We start from the raw sequence: 17853 nt of genomic DNA, 5'->3' as shown, positions 1-17853 counted from the left end.
AAACTACTTCAATTATGACATTACCATGGCATTTATATCTAATGGCTTTTTTGTATGTGATAGCCGGAATAAATCACTTTATGAGTCCAAGAATGTATATTAAAATTATTCCGGACTCTTTTCCAAATCCTAAATTGTTGAATAGCCTAAGTGGCGCTGCAGAGATAATTTTGGCATTATTGCTAATAGTTCCTTCTTTAACTCAATTTGCCGCCTGGGGCATAATTGCTTTACTTGTCGCTGTATTTCCGGCTAATTTATTTATGCTTCAAAATGAAAAAGCTGGTTTTGGATTGCCCAAATGGCTTTTGCTTTTGCGTTTACCATTGCAGTTGGTATTAATGTATTGGGCATATCAATATACTTTTTAAAAATATTTAAAAACAGATTTCTTATTTTTTCTTTATTTTTGATTATAAATGGCTTTTTTGTAGCGGTTTAAAAAATACCAGAAAGTTTTGTGTCCTTAAATTATTTATGAATGATTCATATTATTGACTATTTCAGTACCATTCCGTCATCACACCGAAGTTTGATTTTGGTTGGAGGAATCACTATTTTTTGGTTAATAGAAAATGCGTTTCCACTTTTTCAGATGACATATAGAAAGTGGCATCATGCCGGGATCAACTTTTTCTTCACTTTTACTACTATTATTGTCAATTTTGTTCTTGCTTTTATTCTATTATTAGTCGCAGACTGGACAATCAATAATGATTTTGGAATATTACAGTTCCTGCCGGAAATGCCAATTTGGTTATATACGATAACAGGGTTATTATTACTGGATTTAATTGGTGCTTATTTAGCACATTTAGTGCAGCATAAAGTCAAAAGTCTATGGCGTTTTCACCTTATTCATCACTCAGATACCTGGATTGATACAACTTCTGCGAATAGACATCATCCGAGAGAAAGTATTATTCGGTTTGGATTTACCACTTTAGGCGTTTTAATTGTTGGCAGCCCGATGTGGATGGTTTTTTTATATCAATCCTTTTCTGTTGTGGCTTCGCAATTTAATCACGCCAATATTTCACTTCCCCGTAAATTAGATGTCTTTATCAGTTATCTTATTGTTTCCCCTAATATGCATAAAGTACATCATCATTACGTTTTGCCTTATACCGACAGCAATTACGGAAATATTTTTTCGTTTTGGGATCGCCTTTTTGGAACTTTTACCACACTTCCAAAAGAAGAAATAATTTATGGAGTTGATACTCATATGGATCACGAGGAAAATAATAAATTAAAAAATTTACTACAGATTCCTTTTCAAAAATCAAAATAAGGAAAAAATTGAAAAAAACATCATTCATCTGACCAACCAATTCTTTTTTTTATTAATATTGATACTTAAATTGAAAATCAATCTATTAATCATTTAATCTCTATTTTGAATTAATTTTCACCTGATGAAAAAGAGTAACCGCAAAGAATTGAATTGGGAAGAAACAGAAAAACTTGTTTCGTTGGCACTGGAAGAAAGAAATCCATTTGAAATTATAAAAAAAGAATTTGGATTTTCAGAAAAGGAAGTTTTGGAAATAATGAAGAAGAAAATGCCGCTTGAAAAGTTCGAGATGTGGAAAAAGAAAGCAATTGCCAATAAACCAAAACCCAAACCAGTTAAAATAGATGATTTTGATGAAGATTTAGATGGTAAATATTATATAAAAAATAAATTAGACTAAAATTAAAACTCCTGAAATTCAGGAGTTTTTTTATATTTATATTCTTACTGTAACAATTATGGATTTTGTAAGACTCATTAAATACTAAACACAAACAAATGAAAAAAATAGTTTACACATTAGCTCTTGCAATCGCATTTTTGAGCTGTAAAACAGGAAGCACTTCGGGTACTGCAAAAACGAATACTGTTGATGTTAATATTAATCTTATTGATGTAAAAGAGGACAAAGTTTTAGTTACCGTAATACCTCCGAAGATAAAAACAGACGAAATTATCTATAGTATTCCCAAAACTGTTCCGGGAACCTACTCCACTGACAACTACGGTAAATATTCAGATGATTTTAAAGCTTTTGATGCTAAAGGCAATGTTTTGGCAGTAAAAAGAATTGATGATAATTCATGGTCTGTGGCAAATGCAAAAACACTAGCCAAAATAACATATTTAGTTGGCGATACTTTTGATACTGAGAAAGGAACCGGATTTGGCAATGATGATGTTTTTTCACCAGCAGGAACAAATATCGATGCAGGTAAAAACTTTATGTTAAATACACACGGTTTTGTAGGTTATTTTCAGGATAAACTGGATGTTCCTTATAAAGTGACTGTTACACATCCTGAAACACTTTGGGGAGCAACATCAATGAACGATGACGATGCAAGCAATACAAGCGATGTTTTTGTAACACCTCGTTATGCAGTTTTAGTTGAAAATCCAATAATGTATTCTAAGCCGGATTATACAACTTTTAATGTTAACGGGATGGACATTTTGATTGCTGTTTACTCCCCTACAGGAAAGTTTACCGCAGAAAGCATTACACCGGAAATGAAAACGATGATGACGGCTCAGAAAAACTTTTTAGGTAAAGTAAATGCAACTAAAAAATATACTGTTTTATTGTATTTGTCAAGCATGGCAAAAGATGATGCGCATGGTTTTGGAGCATTAGAGCATCCAACTGCCACTACAGTCGTTTTGCCTGAATCAATGCCAAAGGAAAAACTGGTAGAATCTATGAAAGATGTGGTGTCGCATGAGTTTTTTCATATCGTAACTCCGTTAACTATTCACTCAAAAGAAATTCAGTATTTTGATTATAATGCGCCAAAAATGTCTGAACATTTGTGGATGTATGAAGGCGTTACGGAATATTTTGCCAATCTTTTTCAAATCAATCAGGGTTTAATTGACGAAGCTGAATTTTATACCCGTATTGCTGACAAAATAGAACAGGCAAAAGGTTTAAACGATACGATGTCATTCACTACAATGAGTAAAAATGTTTTAGAACAGCCCTATAAAGATCAATATTTAAATGTGTACCAAAAAGGAGCTTTAATTGGGATGTGTATTGATATCATTATTAGGGAAAAAAGTAATGGTGAACGTGGAATTCTTGATTTGATGCACAAATTATCAGAAGAATATGGAGTTGAAAAACCATTTAACGATAATGAGCTTTTTGATGAAATTACAAAATTAACGTATCCTGAAGTAGGGGAGTTTTTAAAAACGCATGTTGCAGGGACAACTCCAATTCCTTATGATACCTATTTAGCAAAAGTGGGTGTAAGTATAGCTAGTGAAAAAGCTCCGGGTTCTATATTTCTTAAAGGGCAAGTTCCTTACATTGCTGTAGATCAAAAAACAAAAGAAATAAGTGTTCGTCCTGATATAGAATTAAATCCGTTTTTTACCAATCTGAATCTTAAAGCCGGTGATGTTATTTTATCAATAAATAATAAACCTTATTCTTTAGCTAATATTTACGATTTGATTTCTGAAAGTGAGATATGGAAAGAAAACGATGCTGTTACACTACAAATAAAACGTGCAGGTAAAGAACAAACGATTAAAGGAACAATAAAATTACCATACGACGAAAAAGAAACTTTTAAAGCTACAGATGCTTCAAAAGACAAACTTAAAAATGCCTGGTTAAAGGGTTAAGATTGAAATACAATAAAAGCAAAAGCCCCTAAAATTTTATTTTTAGGGGCTTTTTATTTGGCAATAAAACAGAATGAAAATGAGTTCTTTAAATATTTTTTAAGAATTGATCCTGTTCCCAAAGCAAATGAAGAATATTCTCTTTAGCAGCATAAACAAAATATGAGTTTCTAAGAATAATGAATTCAATATTTTTTAAAAAAAATATTGAATTATTAATTACGAAAAAAGTGGTAATTTGTACGCTAATGTTTTAAACTATGTTTAAATTTACAGTCCAATTTTTTAACAAATAACAAAAAGATATGTATCACTCAAAAATAGCGGGCTTAGGGTATTATGTTCCTTCCAATGTGGTGACAAATGATGATTTGTCTAAACTTATTGATACTAATGACGAATGGATTCAGGAAAGAACCGGGATACAGGAACGCAGACATATTATAAGAGGAGAAGATACAACAACTTCAATGGGTGTAAAAGCAGCCAAAATAGCGATCGAACGTTCAGGTATTGCCAAGGAAGATATTGATTTTGTAGTTTTTGCGACATTAAGTCCGGATTACTATTTCCCGGGTCCTGGGGTTTTAGTACAACGAGATTTGGGATTAAGAACCGTAGGAGCATTAGACGTTAGAAATCAGTGTTCGGGTTTTGTATATGCAATTTCTGTTGCTGATCAGTATATTAAAACAGGGATGTATAAAAATATTTTGGTAATAGGTTCTGAGGTTCATTCAACCGGATTAGATATGACGACTCGTGGACGTGGAGTTTCAGTGATTTTTGGCGATGGTGCAGGAGCAGCTGTTTTGAGCCGTGAAGAAGATTTGACAAAAGGAATTTTATCTACACATTTACATTCTGAAGGTCAGCATGCTGAAGAATTAGCTTTGCAGGCACCTGGAATGGGAGCAAGATGGGTAACGGATATTTTAGCAGATAACGATCCAAATGATGAAAGTTACTACCCATATATGAATGGTCAATTTGTATTTAAAAATGCGGTTGTTCGTTTTGCTGAGGTTATCAATGAAGGTTTGGAAGCGAATGGCTTACAGGTTTCAGATATTGATATGCTGATTCCGCATCAGGCAAATTTGAGAATTTCGCAATTTATTCAGAATAAATTCAAGCTATCAGATGATCAGGTTCACAATAACATCCAAAAATATGGAAACACAACGGCAGCTTCTATTCCAATTGCTTTAACCGAAGCCTGGGAACAAGGAAAAATAAAATCTGGGGATACTGTAGTTTTAGCAGCCTTTGGAAGTGGCTTTACCTGGGCAAGTGCCATTATTAAATGGTAATAGTTTAGTATATTATTATGTAAAACCTGCTTCAAACGAAGCAGGTTTTTTTATATTTGATTTAGCTACATTCAAAACTACTATTTATTATTCAATACAATGAAAAAAGATCAACTTGAAATAGCCTGTTTTAATTACGAATCAGCTTTTATTGCTCAGGATAATGGGGCAGACCGAATAGAATTGTGCGAGAATATGAATATTGGCGGTACAACACCTAATTATGTTTTAGCATTAAGGGTTCGGGAAAAGATTTTAATAAAAATGCACGTCATAATAAGACCGAGAGGTGGGAATTTTATTTATACCGATGAAGAAATTATTGAAATGAAGCAAGATATAAAACAGCTCAAGAAATTAGGAGTTGATGGTTTTGTTTTCGGAATTTTAAATGAAGACGGAAGTGTAAATAAGATTAGAAATAAGGAATTAGTCAATTTGGCTCAACCGCTTTCATGTACTTTTCATCGTGCCTTTGATGTGGTTAAAAATATGCAGCAGTCTTTAGAAGATATAATTGATTGTGGTTTTAAAACCATTTTAACTTCCGGACAGGAAATAAATGTTGAAAAAGGAATTTTTAACCTGGTGAAAATTCAAAAATTAGCCAATAACAGAATTGAAATAATGCCCGGAGGCGGATTGCGATCTTCCAATATTAAATTATTGCAGGATAAACTAGAACCGACTTTTTATCATTCATCAGCGATTACAGATGATACTGATACAGCAAATCCGGAAGAAATAAAAGAAATTAAGAACTTTTTATAGGATAATTTATAAATAGAAAATGCCTGAAGTTGGCAAACTTCAGGCATTTTCTTCTACAAGAACTAATTCAAAAAATATTAAAGTCAAGTAAAATAAAAGTGATTAAAACATTCCACCACCGTCTTTACTAGTATTATCATCTCTTTGTTTACGTTGTAAGTTTTTGATTTTTGCACCTCCAAAGTTGTAAGTTAAACCTAAATAAACCGTTTGGCTTTCCCACGTAAACTGTCCTGATTGGGGATAAGGATATTGGGTATCAAAAGCATATTTCATAGTGTTGAAAACATCATTAAAACGTAAGCTTATATTCATTTTGTTGTCTAATAATGTATAACGTGAGCCAATATCTATTTTGTACATTTCCTTTCTTTCCTGCTGTACATCTTCAACGTGTCCTCTATAAAAACCGAATAATAAAAAGCTTAAGCGTTTCGTGGCTTTAAAGTTCGAATTCATACGGGCATTAAATGCTGCAACTGTAACTGTTCTTTCCTCTGCAGAGCTTTTTGTGATTTGTGTTTCATCATATTTAAACACTACTCCTTGCTGGTTAATACTTGAAAAGTCAATAGACGGCTGGATATCCCACCATTTTGTAATTTTGTAATTTAAAGAAACTTCAAATCCATACGAAGTATTATGATCATAATTAGTAAAACTCATAATTTGCTTATTAGGATTTAATTCATCCGGTCTTAAAGTTCTGCTAATCGGATCATTAATGCTTCTATAAAAGACACCTGTAGTAAAACTTCCTTTTTCTAGAGTCTTAGTATAATTTAATTCTACAGAATTGGTAAACTGTGGTCTTAATTCCTGATTTCCAAATGAAGTAACTAATGGAGTCGAAAACTCGCGAATCGGTTTTGTCTGTTCTAAACTCGGGCGGTCAACGCGGCGGCTATAGCTCAACTGAAAAGTGTTTTTCTCGTTTAGGTTATAAGTTAAATAAGCAGAAGGATATAAGGTAATATAATCATCATTAAATGTTTTATAACCGTAATTTAAATTGGATTCCACTTTATAACTTTCAAAACGAGCCCCCAATTGATAACTAAATTTTTTGAATTTCTGACCAAAAGTTACATAAGCTGAATAGATATTAGTATCATACGTATAATTAGAAACTGGGAATTCAGCAAACGGATTTTCAGTTGTATAATTATTCTCTGTTTTTGTTATTCTGGCTTCGGCTCCAGCTTCTAATGTTGTTTTTTCATTTAAAGGATTTACATAGTCAACATTCAAAGTACTTAATTTACGTTCGTCATTTATGAAATCTTTATAAATATTTCTATTAGATGTATTATCTGTTTTTATGGTTTCAGTATCAAAAGAAGCATTCTGAGTTTCCTCTGTAGTGCTATAATTTCCTTCAAAATCTAATGTGTGGCCTTCTTTTTTAAAGATGTGTTTATAAGCCAGATTATAAGTTCCGGTTTTATTTGGACCTTCATATCTTCCTTTTTGATATACATTACTAATTTCTTCTGGTGAATTAAAATAATCAATATCAGTATTTACAAATCCAAGTCCTGTCGCTTTATTTTGAGTACTATAAAAAGATAAAGTATTATGATCATCAATTAAATAATCCATTCCAATTTTATATAAGTACGAATCATTTTCATTAGAAATGTCTAAGTTTTGGATAGTAGTTTTATCTGTTTTTTTGATGAGGCCATCATTGAAATAAGTTCCGAAATTAGTTCCTCCATTTCCAAAGAAATTCACCTTTCCGGTTTTGTAATTTAAATCTAATGATTGATTGTATTTAGCAGTTTCTCCAAAAGTGATTCCACCACTGTAGCTTCCGTTGAAACCTGTATTGGCATTTTTGTGCAAAACAATATTGATGATTCCCGACATTCCTTCCGGGTTATATTTTGCACTTGGATTTGTAATCAGCTCAATTTTCTTGATAGAAGTTGACGGAATTTGTTTCAAAAGCTGAGCAGGATCAATATTAGACGGGCGTCCATCAATTAATACACGAACATTGTCATTTCCACGAAGTGATAATTTTCCATCCTGATCTACATTTACTGACGGAATATTGTTCATAATATCTGATGCCGAAGCTCCCGCAGTAGTCAAATCTTTTCCAACATTAATTACTTTTCGGTCAATTTTTTGTTCGATTGTGGAACGTTCAGCAACAATGTTAACACCTTTCAGCTGTGTTGCTTCTTCTTCCAGACCAACATTAACAGTTGCAGATTTTTTATTATCGCTTAAAATTATGGATCCTATATATTTTCTAAATCCAATGTATTGAATTTCAATTGTATAGTTTTTTAATGCTAAGCTTTTTATTGCAAACTCTCCATTGTCATCTGTGTTTACTGCTGAAACTACTTTTCCATTGTCTTTAATAGAGACAGTTGCATAAGAAACAGGAGCCTTGCTTGTCTTTTCGGTAATTTTTCCGGAAACGGTTCCGGAGTTTTGTGCCTGAACTGTTGTTATTACACCCAGTAATGCGAACAGAAATAATTTTAATTTCATAATGAGTTATTGATTATTTTGATTGATTGATGATGATTTTTTTGTTTTGATTAAATCTTTAAAATGAATTTTCAATTTGCTATTAAGACTCTTTTATCATTGATATGTTACAAAATATTTTAAATAAATTTTCATTTTTTTTATGAAGTACTGTTTTACAATATATTATAAACTCATTTTTATAACACTTTTGGTAGATAAAAAAAGCTAGATTCAAAAAGAAGGCATGTTTTTTATAGTATTTTATATCTTTTTCGTTTTCTCTAATTGCTGAATAAGCACTATATTTGCTCACTTTAAAAATAAGTTTACATGTCATTATCACAAACTCTTACTCCTTCTATACAAAATGCTATACAGTCATTATTTGATGTAACTGTTGATAAAATTGAATATCAAACAACAAGAAAAGAGTTTGAAGGCGATATCACGATGGTAATCTTTCCTCTACTCAAAGTGATTAAAAGTAATCCTGGAGAGTTAGGAAATAAAATTGGAGAGTATCTGGTTGAAAATGTTGCCGAAGTAGCTCGTTTTAATGTAGTTTCCGGCTTTTTGAATATTGTAATTGCAGATCGTTATTATTTGAATTTCTTTAATGAAATCAAAGACAATTCAAAATTTGGACATGTGACACCTAATTCTGAAGATAAAGCGATCATGGTTGAATATTCTTCGCCAAATACTAATAAACCGCTGCATTTAGGTCACGTTCGTAACAATCTCTTGGGATATTCTGTGGCTGAAATAATAAAAGCTTCTGGTAAAAAAGTATATAAAACACAAATTATCAACGACCGTGGAATTCATATCTGCAAATCGATGCTGGCCTGGGAAAAATTTGGAAACGGAGAAACTCCTGAAAGTTCAAATTTGAAAGGAGATAAATTAGTTGGTAAATATTACGTGGAGTTTGATAAAGCTTATAAAGCAGAAATTAATCAATTAATAGAAGACGGTAAAACAGAAGAAGAAGCAAAAAAACAAGCACCCGTTATAATTGAAGCACAAAACATGCTGAAGAAATGGGAAGCCGGTGATGAAAAAGTAATTGCACTTTGGAAAAAAATGAATCAATGGGTTTATGATGGTTTTGCAACTACTTATAATAATCTTGGAGTTGATTTTGATAAATATTACTACGAAAGCAATACCTATTTATTAGGGAAAGATGTAGTTCAAATTGGTTTAGACAGTGGTGTTTTCGAAAAAGATCCAGATGGCTCTGTCTGGATAGATTTGACAGAAGACGGTTTAGATCGTAAAATCGTATTGCGTTCAGACGGAACTGCAGTTTATATGACGCAAGATATTGGAACAGCAATTCAGCGTGTAAAAGACATGCCAGATGTTGGCGGAATGGTTTATACGGTTGGTAACGAGCAGGATTATCATTTTAAAGTGTTGTTCCTGATTCTGAAAAAACTAGGTTTTGACTGGGCTTCAAGCTTATATCATTTATCATACGGAATGGTTGATTTACCTTCCGGAAAAATGAAAAGCCGTGAAGGAACGGTTGTAGATGCTGATGATTTGATGCAGGATATGACAGATACAGCAAAACAAATTTCTGAAGGTTTAGGAAAACTTGACAGTTACACTCCAGAAGAGAAAGCTAAATTGCACAAAACAATTGGACTTGGAGCTTTGAAATATTACATTTTAAAAGTAGATCCTAAAAAACGTATTTTATTCAATCCTGAAGAATCTGTTGATTTTGCAGGAAATACCGGGCCTTTTATTCAATATACGTATGCTAGAATCCAGTCAATAATTCGTAAAGCCGATTTTGATTTTTCAGCCAAAACTAATATTGAAGAATTGCACGAAAAAGAAAAGGAGCTGATAAAACAAATGGAACTTTTTCCTGAAGTAATTCAAAATGCGGCACAAAACTATAGTCCGGCCTTGATTGCCAATTATACATATGATTTGGTAAAGGAATATAATTCATTCTATCAATCTGTGCATATCTTAGGAGAGGTAGATTTGACTAAAAAGATATTCAGAGTACAGCTTTCGCAAAAAGTAGCTGAGGTAATAAAATCAGCGTTTACTTTGTTAGGAATTGAAGTTCCGGAAAGAATGTAAAACGGTTTTCAATAACTGCAGAAATTATATAAAAAGAGCCGCTAATCTTAACATTGGCGGCTCTTTTAACAACTAACACAAAACAATTTATTTTACGAATTTGTCAATAATTACATCAGTTTCTGCTTTTGTCGCATTTGGTTTCAAATCAAACAAAAGGGAATAAAGTGTTTTTTTCTCTACTTTAGCTTCCAGGTTTAAGTCTTTATTTCTTTCAAAAAAAGTTTGCCATTTATCACGTACATTTTTCCAAAGGGCATTATTTGCTGCCCACCATTTTTGACCGGCAAGACATTTAATATCTGGAACTTTAGTGTAAACGTCCATTCCTTTTTCCTCGGCCAATAAAACATCTTTTCCGCTGTCATCTCTAATTAGCTTTTTATTATCCTGTTCATGATTCCATCCTGTTGATGTAATTTCATGAATATTTCTTCTTTTGAGAACATTATAATCATTACGTTTTGTGTGCTCCCTCCTTGGTAAAGGAGCGTATGTTACATTTGCCCAATAGTCTTGTCCGTCTACATGAACCCATGTTGCGGATCCTTCATATCTTGGACTGTCATCTACCTGATATACTTTTTGAGTCCACTGTCCTTTTACTGCTTTTTTATCCAGTTTTTTATACTTCCAGGAAGTATTTTTGTCAAATAAATACAAATCAGTGTTTTCGAAAAGCCAGTCCTGTCTCCAGTGTTTAATGATCATGTCATCACTTACGATTAACAAATGCTGCATGGAGATTTTATTTGGAGAGTCTTCTATTAACGCTACCCATTCTAAAGCAGTTTCATGTTTGGTTTTTGAAGGTTTATAAGCAGCCGAATCTTTAGCATATTGAAAAGTTTCTGTAAAATTAAATTTCACTTCATAACAGCCACACATTGATTTAATTGATTTAGTGTCTTGCTGTTTTTTATCCTGACTAAATCCAAAACCACAACTTAAAGCCATAAGGGCTGATAAATAAAGACTTTTTGTATTCATAACATTTATTGTTTAAATTTTTTTGGCAAATATATAAACTTTATTTAGAATAAATAAAAATAATTATATATTTGCATTGCTTATTAAGACTTAATAAAAATAATGAAAATTAAAATTACCCATTTTGCACTGTTTGTTTTTTGTCAGATTTCTGTTGCTCAGGAAATACAAAAGAATGATAGTATTGCTGCAAATAAATTATCAGAAGTTATAGTTATTACAGGTACAAGAACAGAAAGAGTGCTTTCATCATTGCCATTACCAATGACAATCATTACATCAGAGCAAATTGTAAAATCGGGGGTTACAAGATTAAACGAAATTTTAAGTGAACAAACAGGAATTATTTTGATTCCGGACGAAAGTGGTTTCGAAGGGATTCAGATGCAGGGTTTAGATGCAGCGTATACCATGATTCTGATAGATGGTGTTCCTATTGTGGGAAGAACTTCAGGAGTTTTAGATTTATCAAGGGTTTCTGTTGGAAATATTGAAAGGATTGAAATTGTAAAAGGTGCTTCATCAGCTTTATATGGTTCAGAAGCTATGGGTGGTGTGATTAATATAATTACAAAAAGACCAGTAAAAGATGTATTTTCAGGTAATCTGTCTTACAGATATGCAACATTCAATACCAATGATGTGAATGCAAATGTTCTTTGGAAGAGGAAGAAATTTGCAGCCAATTTATTTGCTAATTTTTATTCATCTGATGGATATGATTTAGATGATAGCACATCATTGAAAAACGTTGAGAAATTCTATAATTATACAATTCAGCCAAAATTATATTATGATTTTTCAAAAAATTTGAAATTAATCATTAGTAACCGCTTTTATAATCAGAAAATGAATAATGTAGCTATTATTGATTCTGAAAATTATAAAGGGGATGCAAAAGAAAATGAATGGAATTCACAAGTAAAGCTTGAGCATAAATGGAATCCTAAAATATATTCTGAATATGAATTATATACGACCAATTATAAAAATGATTCATTTTTAAATGATCAAAATAACGTACTGTTTGAAAACACTTATTACAATCAATGGCTTTTCAGGCCGGAAGTCAGAACAACTTTTTCTATAAAAAATGACAAATTAACTGCCGGAGTTGGTTTAAATTATGAAACCCTTGACAGAACGTATTTTCAAGGTAATGTAAATTTTAATTCTCAATATATTTTTGTGCAGTATGATTACAATCCATCCGGAAAGTTGAATATTCTTGCCGGCTTCAGATATGATAATCATAGCGAATATGCCTCTCAGTTTAGTCCGAAACTAGCTGTGAATTATAAGTTTAATAATATTTTTTCCTTAAAGTCTTCAATTGGTTATGGATATAAGGCACCGGATTTCCGACAGTTATTTTTCGATTTCACAAATCCATCAGTCGGATATACCGTTTTGGGATATAATGTTGCTGAACATCGATTAAACGAATTTGAAGAGCAGGGTCAACTTTTGTCCAGGACGGCAGGAGTAAATTTTGACAAACCATTAGAAGCTGAAAGTTCAATCAATTTCAATTTTGGAGGTTTTTACAAAAGAAATAAACTAAAAATAGATGTAAATGCTTTCTATAATCTGATAGATAATTTAATTGATACACAGGCTGTAGCTCAAAAAATCAATGGGCAGAATATTTTTAGTTATACCAATTACGATAAAATATTTACGTATGGCGTAGAATTTAATTCGACTTATAGTTTTACAAAAGAATTTGTTGTGTCATTAGGTTATCAGTATTTAACAGCAAAAGACAAATCAGTCCTTGATAATTTTCAAGAACACCAATACATCCGAAATTCACAACTACAAACGGTTCAAATTAGTAAATCAGATTATTTCGGATTATACAATCGATCGAAACATACAGCCAATATTAAATTCGCTTATACGATTCCGAAAATAAAAACGGATATCAATTTACGTGTTTTTTACCGAAGCAAATACGGACTTTTTGATACGAATGGTAATCAGGTTCTGGATAAATACGACACATTTGTAAACGAGTATTTGCTCACCAATTTATCAGTTTCAAAATACATTACAGATAAAGTCATATTTCAGGCAGGAGCCAATAATTTGTTCGATTACAAAGATCCCGGGCAGATTCCTAATCTTGCCGGAAGACAACTTTTTGCAAGAATTCAATATAATTTTTAATCAATATTTATTTAAACATTTTTACCATGAAAACAAATTTTTTAAAACTATCTCTTTTAGCATTAGTAATTTTTACAGCATCTTGCAGTAGTGATGATGACAAAAACACAACTCCTCCAGCGGTTGTTACAACAAAAGTTTCTGACCTTCCAGCTCCACAAACCGGAGGAGGGCAAGCAGGACCAGCTAGTGGCGAATTCACAAAATTCAGTTTTTCTGAAAATAAAATTGTTACTACGGATAAATGGGATATAGCGTTTCGTGGTACAGTAATTATAATTAATGGTGGAGTTAAGTACAATGCTGAAGACACAGGTGAACCGGCAAGAACAGGATCTGGGGCAGTGAGTATCGTTTCTGGAGTATTTGCTAATGTGACAACATTTCCATCTTCAGCTACATTTAATCAGGATGCAGCTTCAGTCTATGCATTTCCAGCTTCTGGAGAAAATGCATGGTATACTTATAACGATGCAACTCATCTTATTTCTGCAAAGGCAGGTAAAGTATTTGTTGTAAAGACACATGATGGTAAATATGCAAAATTCGAAATCTTAAGCTACTATAAAGATGCTCCGGCAAATCCAGATCCTCTGGCTGCTGCATCAAAATATTATACTTTTAATTTTGCATATCAGGCAAATAGCAGTACAACATTTTAAGAAAATATATCGACATTCCTAATTGGTGTGATTCAAGAATAGAGTTAATAATATTCAATTTTTCAATTATTAATAACTTGGTTTTTTGTTTTTTTTTTAAAGAGGTTAGATTTTATCTAACCTCTTTTTTTCGAAAAACAATTTGTGAATGTGAAAATGGTAATGCTTATTCAATAATTATTTTTTTCCAGGATTTATCTTTTTCATTTTTTAGTTGTACCAAATAAACTCCTGATTGTAAATTTTTTAAAGATACTTCAACAGTATTAGATGTATCTTTTAAATCGATAGTTTCAACTAATGTTCCTATTAAAGAGTATACATTTATTTGATCTAAACCTGTTTTTGTTTCAATGGTAAAATTCCCGTTGGATGGATTTGGATAAATGGAAGAAGTTTTTAAACTAAAATCGTCTACACCCAAAGTAGTTGATAAAGGAACACTTACACTATACCCACGATTTGTTGCTCCATGGTAGTTTAATCCATAACCTGCAGAACTTCTTCTGGCCCATACAAAATCAATACTGGAGTTCGCATAATTGAAAGTATAATCGTTTGTGTCTCCCGTTGATAAATTTCGTTCTGCGATTATTGTTCTGATTCCTGAGGCTACTGTGTTAGAAGTTACTGTCCAGTTTTGAGCAGCATCCGTACTGGGAGCAGAACCAACTCCGTTATGGCTGGCATCAACAATTGTAGTGGCATTTGCATATACTAAATCTTCACCAGCCGCCATCCCATCACCTTCAGCGAAACTTCCAAATTGTAGAGCAAACCATCTGTCTGAAGGACCAGTCAATGTGAGAGTAGCTTTTGATGTGGTATTATTTAATGTTAGATTGACAGTCATATTGGTTGTCAAAGTCACGTTTCCGGTAGATTTTTGTTGTGCAAAGGAAGCACTACTGATTACCAAAATTGCCAAAAGAGTAATTTTTTTCATGGTAGTTTATTTTAAGAGATTGATTATTTGTTCATTTTCTGAAAAAACAGCATATTCAAATGCTGTTTTCCCTTTGTTATCTTTAATTGTTTTATCTGCTTTATTATCTAAAAGCAATTTTACTAATTCACTGTTCCTGAATTGAACAGCGAGTGATAACGCCGTTGTTCCATTACCGTCAGTTAAATTTGGATTGGCTTTTTTCTCTAATAATAATTTTACTAATTCAGATTGTTTTTTATAAGTTGCAGCCATAAGGGCCGTTCCCATATCAGAGTTGTAGTTGATGTCTTTTACATTTTCAATCAGGAATTTTGCAATCTCAATATTTCCTTTGTAACAAGCCAAAATCAATGGGCTTGTTTTATTCTCGTTAAGGGAATTGATCAAATCCGGGTTTGATTTGTTCAGGTTTTGAATCTCCGTTAAATTTCCGCTTCGTGCTATATCAAAAACGTTTTTTTCTTGTGCTGAAGCAGCAAAAAAGCATAACAGCAGAGTAAGTAATAATAGTTTTTTCATACTAATAATAGTTTTGAATTAATTAGGTTCAAGAATAAAATTCATTGAAACTTTTACATTTTCGGCTATTTTTCCTTTTACCAGATTTGGAATTTCAATTTTATAATCTTGTGGTTTAACTGAAATTGCACTTGTTGCCAGAATTTTTGCTCCACTTAAAGCAAGACTGATTTTAGTTTTTATCTTTTTTGTCACCCCGTGTATCGTTAAATCACCTTCTAAGTCATAAATTGTCTTTGTGACTGATACTTTTTTAGCATCAAAATTTAAAATCTTCCCTTTAAAAGTCGCTTTCGGAAATAAAGAAGATTCCATATAATTTTCATTAAAATGTTCTTCCATTAACGGCGCTTTAAATTTGAATGATTTTATCAAAGTCAAAGCCACAAAGTCGCCTGTACTTTTTTCAAGAATGCAGGAAGTGGTCTTGTTTGTTGCTGCTATTTCTTCAAAAGCAGGCATAGAGGCTTCAAATTTTATTTCTCCGGTGCGGCTCATCATTTTTTGTGAAAAAATTAGATTCCCTGCCAATAAAAACAATACTGATATTATTACTTCTTTCATTTTATTATAGTTTTAATTTTTATATCCTTCTTTTTGCCAAAGTATGATCATGTCAATAGTTTGTCTGGGCATAGCTCCTGATCTTGGCATTACATTTCCGCAAGATTGAGTCTGATCGATTCTGCAAATTAAATCGCCATTTTGTGTAGCGTCTTTTACCTGATCATATGTTTCTAAAGTTGGGAATCTCCCTCCAGATGAATGGCAACCAATACAATTTGTTTTTATTATAGGTTCAATATTTGCCGTAAAAGTAGGAGAGGCACTTGTCTCTGTTTCAGAAATTTCTTCGTAAGTTCTGGTTGTGCAGGAAGCCAAAAATGATGCACAGGTAAATAATAATAGTATGCTCTTTTTCATTTGTTTATATATTTTGTTTTAAAAGGATCTGTACATGTTAAATCCAAAGTAAATCTTTCCTTTATTCCAATCTCCTGACGCTCCCGAAAATACTGCCACATCATTCATAGGCTGACTGTTTGAGAATACCAGCTGAAAAACGTGTCCGCCGGTTTCGATATCCAATCCAACAGTAAGCGGATTATGATATGGGTCTATTGCCTTCTCTTCTGTAATTATTCGGGCAGCATATTCAAGGTTAATACTCATTCTTTTTGCAATTTTGTATCGTAATCCTGCAGCCGATGAAAATACATTTTGCTGTTCAGCCGCATCGTCATATAAGTTTTTATAAACATTGATAAAACCCAATTCGACTGATAATTTTTCATTTACTTTTCTGGAAACTAATAATTGTGTTGTAAAAGCCAAACGATCCGAAAATTGTAAATTTGGATATAGGTCTTTTTCTAATGCACTGTTGATATCCATAGTGTTATATCCTACAATTGTAACAGGAAAGCCGTTTACTTCCTGATTAGCCATTTTATATTTGGCTGTTACCTCATAAATTTTATTGTATGTATGTCGTGTAGCACCAAAACTCAGCCAGTTTGTTATCCCATAAATTCCTCCAAATTTGGTCAGGGCATTATCCAAACCAAAGAAATTATTAAATCCTTCAGACAGATCGCCAAAACGATGCGAGACAAGCATGTACCATTCGCCTTTTGCAGCCAATTTTGTAGATTGCATATTGGCTATTTGCAATCCTTTGAAAGCTGCTGTTTCAATTTGTTTTTCATTAGATTTAACTGTGTCCAGCTGGCTTAGCAAATCATCCTGGGCAAATAGATTTCCTGTCAAAAAAAACAAAAGCATAAAGCCTAAAAAATTCCTCATTTTTATTTTATTAATCATTATTTATTACTGAACACTCATCTAATTTTAGTTCCCCCATCAGGTCATCATATCCTACAACTCTTCCTTTCAGGGTTACTTGTTGACCTTCTTTAATGGAGGAATCTGACTCTTTCAAATCACAGATAATCGTATTGTCTATTATGACTTGTTTTTGGTTTATTTTACTAACAACACCTTTGATAGCTATTGCTTTTTCGAGGTATTTAGTATTTGATTTGTCAATATCAGAGTTAAACTCTGCGATAATACTTTTTGAGGAAACATTAAAAACAGCATCTTCCGCAGATACATTTCTGGCACCTCCATACCAAACATAGTAGTAACCAAAAACTGCAAGAACAGTTATTGCCAAAGCTGTTAGTATTATTTTTTTCTTCATTTTAATTCTTTTAA

The 17853-nt window shown here is 32.4% G+C and carries 17 protein-coding genes; 9 read left to right on the top strand and 8 right to left on the bottom strand.

Annotated features, from left to right (window positions below):
• The first annotated feature begins 14 nt into the window (after positions 1-14).
• From ABI657_RS01070 to ABI657_RS01045, 6 genes are all read left to right on the top strand, one after another.
• On the top strand, positions 15-371 hold the full coding sequence (locus ABI657_RS01070; protein WP_348095384.1) for a MauE/DoxX family redox-associated membrane protein: 357 nt from the start codon (positions 15-17) through the stop codon (positions 369-371).
• Positions 372-481: 110 nt separating this feature from the next.
• On the top strand, positions 482-1294 hold the full coding sequence (locus ABI657_RS01065) for a sterol desaturase family protein (RefSeq protein ID WP_348095383.1): 813 nt from the start codon (positions 482-484) through the stop codon (positions 1292-1294).
• Between the two features lie 124 nt (positions 1295-1418).
• Complete coding sequence (locus ABI657_RS01060; RefSeq protein ID WP_348095382.1) at positions 1419-1697, top strand: DUF2805 domain-containing protein; 279 nt, start codon at positions 1419-1421, stop codon at positions 1695-1697.
• A gap of 98 nt (positions 1698-1795) precedes the next feature.
• Complete coding sequence (locus ABI657_RS01055; RefSeq protein WP_348095381.1) at positions 1796-3655, top strand: peptidase M61; 1860 nt, start codon at positions 1796-1798, stop codon at positions 3653-3655.
• Between the two features lie 305 nt (positions 3656-3960).
• A complete protein-coding gene (locus ABI657_RS01050; RefSeq protein ID WP_348095380.1) occupies positions 3961-4968 on the top strand; it encodes a beta-ketoacyl-ACP synthase III in 1008 nt (335 codons plus the stop codon).
• Positions 4969-5067: 99 nt separating this feature from the next.
• A complete protein-coding gene (locus ABI657_RS01045) occupies positions 5068-5739 on the top strand; it encodes a copper homeostasis protein CutC (protein ID WP_348095379.1) in 672 nt (223 codons plus the stop codon).
• 102 nt (positions 5740-5841) lie between these two features.
• On the opposite strand, the gene ABI657_RS01040 is transcribed toward ABI657_RS01045, so the two are convergent.
• Positions 5842-8250 carry a TonB-dependent receptor family protein gene (locus ABI657_RS01040; RefSeq protein WP_348095378.1) on the bottom strand — a complete coding sequence of 803 codons (2409 nt, stop codon included), beginning with the start codon at positions 8248-8250 and terminating at the stop codon, positions 5842-5844.
• A 312-nt stretch (positions 8251-8562) separates the two neighbouring features.
• On the opposite strand from ABI657_RS01040, the gene argS reads away from it, so the two are divergent.
• Positions 8563-10341 carry an arginine--tRNA ligase gene (gene argS, locus ABI657_RS01035; RefSeq protein WP_348095377.1) on the top strand — a complete coding sequence of 593 codons (1779 nt, stop codon included), beginning with the start codon at positions 8563-8565 and terminating at the stop codon, positions 10339-10341.
• Positions 10342-10428: 87 nt separating this feature from the next.
• Here argS and ABI657_RS01030 read toward each other — a convergent pair whose 3' ends face one another.
• Entirely contained in the window at positions 10429-11331 is a 903-nt protein-coding gene (locus ABI657_RS01030) for a DUF6607 family protein (RefSeq protein WP_348095376.1), read from the bottom strand.
• A 102-nt stretch (positions 11332-11433) separates the two neighbouring features.
• Here ABI657_RS01030 and ABI657_RS01025 point away from each other — a divergent pair, with 102 nt between their 5' ends.
• Positions 11434-13503 (top strand): TonB-dependent receptor, encoded by a 2070-nt coding sequence (locus tag ABI657_RS01025; protein WP_348095375.1) that lies wholly within the window; start codon positions 11434-11436, stop codon positions 13501-13503.
• 26 nt (positions 13504-13529) lie between these two features.
• Entirely contained in the window at positions 13530-14165 is a 636-nt protein-coding gene (locus ABI657_RS01020; protein ID WP_348095374.1) for an HmuY family protein, read from the top strand.
• A 166-nt stretch (positions 14166-14331) separates the two neighbouring features.
• Here the strand turns inward: ABI657_RS01020 and ABI657_RS01015 are convergent, their stop codons facing one another.
• The 6 genes from ABI657_RS01015 to ABI657_RS00990 are packed head-to-tail and all read right to left on the bottom strand — an operon-like array spanning position 14332 to position 17839.
• Entirely contained in the window at positions 14332-15111 is a 780-nt protein-coding gene (locus ABI657_RS01015) for a T9SS type A sorting domain-containing protein (RefSeq protein ID WP_348095373.1), read from the bottom strand.
• 6 nt (positions 15112-15117) lie between these two features.
• Positions 15118-15633, bottom strand: coding sequence for an ankyrin repeat domain-containing protein (locus ABI657_RS01010; RefSeq protein WP_348095372.1), 516 nt, complete (start codon positions 15631-15633; stop codon positions 15118-15120).
• An 18-nt stretch (positions 15634-15651) separates the two neighbouring features.
• Positions 15652-16197 (bottom strand): YceI family protein, encoded by a 546-nt coding sequence (locus ABI657_RS01005; protein ID WP_348095371.1) that lies wholly within the window; start codon positions 16195-16197, stop codon positions 15652-15654.
• Between the two features lie 12 nt (positions 16198-16209).
• A complete protein-coding gene (locus ABI657_RS01000; RefSeq protein WP_348095370.1) occupies positions 16210-16557 on the bottom strand; it encodes a hypothetical protein in 348 nt (115 codons plus the stop codon).
• Positions 16558-16575: 18 nt separating this feature from the next.
• Positions 16576-17439: a DUF5777 family beta-barrel protein gene (locus tag ABI657_RS00995; protein WP_348095369.1), complete on the bottom strand. Its 864-nt coding sequence runs from the start codon at positions 17437-17439 to the stop codon at positions 16576-16578.
• A gap of 10 nt (positions 17440-17449) precedes the next feature.
• Entirely contained in the window at positions 17450-17839 is a 390-nt protein-coding gene (locus tag ABI657_RS00990) for a hypothetical protein (RefSeq protein WP_348095368.1), read from the bottom strand.
• Between the last annotated feature and the right edge of the window lie 14 nt (positions 17840-17853).

Source organism: Flavobacterium sp., from assembly GCF_039930565.1.
GTDB lineage: Bacteria > Bacteroidota > Bacteroidia > Flavobacteriales > Flavobacteriaceae > Flavobacterium.
Note: the sequence above shows the minus strand (reverse complement) of the source record. Positions and strands in the feature narration are given on the sequence as shown.

Coding starts and splice junctions, on each gene's coding strand:
- argS (WP_348095377.1), top strand. CDS start 8,563: ATGTCATTATCACAAACTCTTACTCCTTCTATACAAAATGCTATACAG.
- ABI657_RS01005 (WP_348095371.1), bottom strand. CDS start 16,197: ATGAAAGAAGTAATAATATCAGTATTGTTTTTATTGGCAGGGAATCTA.
- ABI657_RS01050 (WP_348095380.1), top strand. CDS start 3,961: ATGTATCACTCAAAAATAGCGGGCTTAGGGTATTATGTTCCTTCCAAT.
- ABI657_RS01015 (WP_348095373.1), bottom strand. CDS start 15,111: ATGAAAAAAATTACTCTTTTGGCAATTTTGGTAATCAGTAGTGCTTCC.
- ABI657_RS01010 (WP_348095372.1), bottom strand. CDS start 15,633: ATGAAAAAACTATTATTACTTACTCTGCTGTTATGCTTTTTTGCTGCT.
- ABI657_RS01020 (WP_348095374.1), top strand. CDS start 13,530: ATGAAAACAAATTTTTTAAAACTATCTCTTTTAGCATTAGTAATTTTT.
- ABI657_RS01045 (WP_348095379.1), top strand. CDS start 5,068: ATGAAAAAAGATCAACTTGAAATAGCCTGTTTTAATTACGAATCAGCT.
- ABI657_RS01000 (WP_348095370.1), bottom strand. CDS start 16,557: ATGAAAAAGAGCATACTATTATTATTTACCTGTGCATCATTTTTGGCT.
- ABI657_RS01025 (WP_348095375.1), top strand. CDS start 11,434: ATGAAAATTAAAATTACCCATTTTGCACTGTTTGTTTTTTGTCAGATT.
- ABI657_RS01040 (WP_348095378.1), bottom strand. CDS start 8,250: ATGAAATTAAAATTATTTCTGTTCGCATTACTGGGTGTAATAACAACA.
- ABI657_RS01070 (WP_348095384.1), top strand. CDS start 15: ATGACATTACCATGGCATTTATATCTAATGGCTTTTTTGTATGTGATA.
- ABI657_RS01065 (WP_348095383.1), top strand. CDS start 482: ATGATTCATATTATTGACTATTTCAGTACCATTCCGTCATCACACCGA.
- ABI657_RS01060 (WP_348095382.1), top strand. CDS start 1,419: ATGAAAAAGAGTAACCGCAAAGAATTGAATTGGGAAGAAACAGAAAAA.
- ABI657_RS00995 (WP_348095369.1), bottom strand. CDS start 17,439: ATGAGGAATTTTTTAGGCTTTATGCTTTTGTTTTTTTTGACAGGAAAT.
- ABI657_RS00990 (WP_348095368.1), bottom strand. CDS start 17,839: ATGAAGAAAAAAATAATACTAACAGCTTTGGCAATAACTGTTCTTGCA.
- ABI657_RS01030 (WP_348095376.1), bottom strand. CDS start 11,331: ATGAATACAAAAAGTCTTTATTTATCAGCCCTTATGGCTTTAAGTTGT.
- ABI657_RS01055 (WP_348095381.1), top strand. CDS start 1,796: ATGAAAAAAATAGTTTACACATTAGCTCTTGCAATCGCATTTTTGAGC.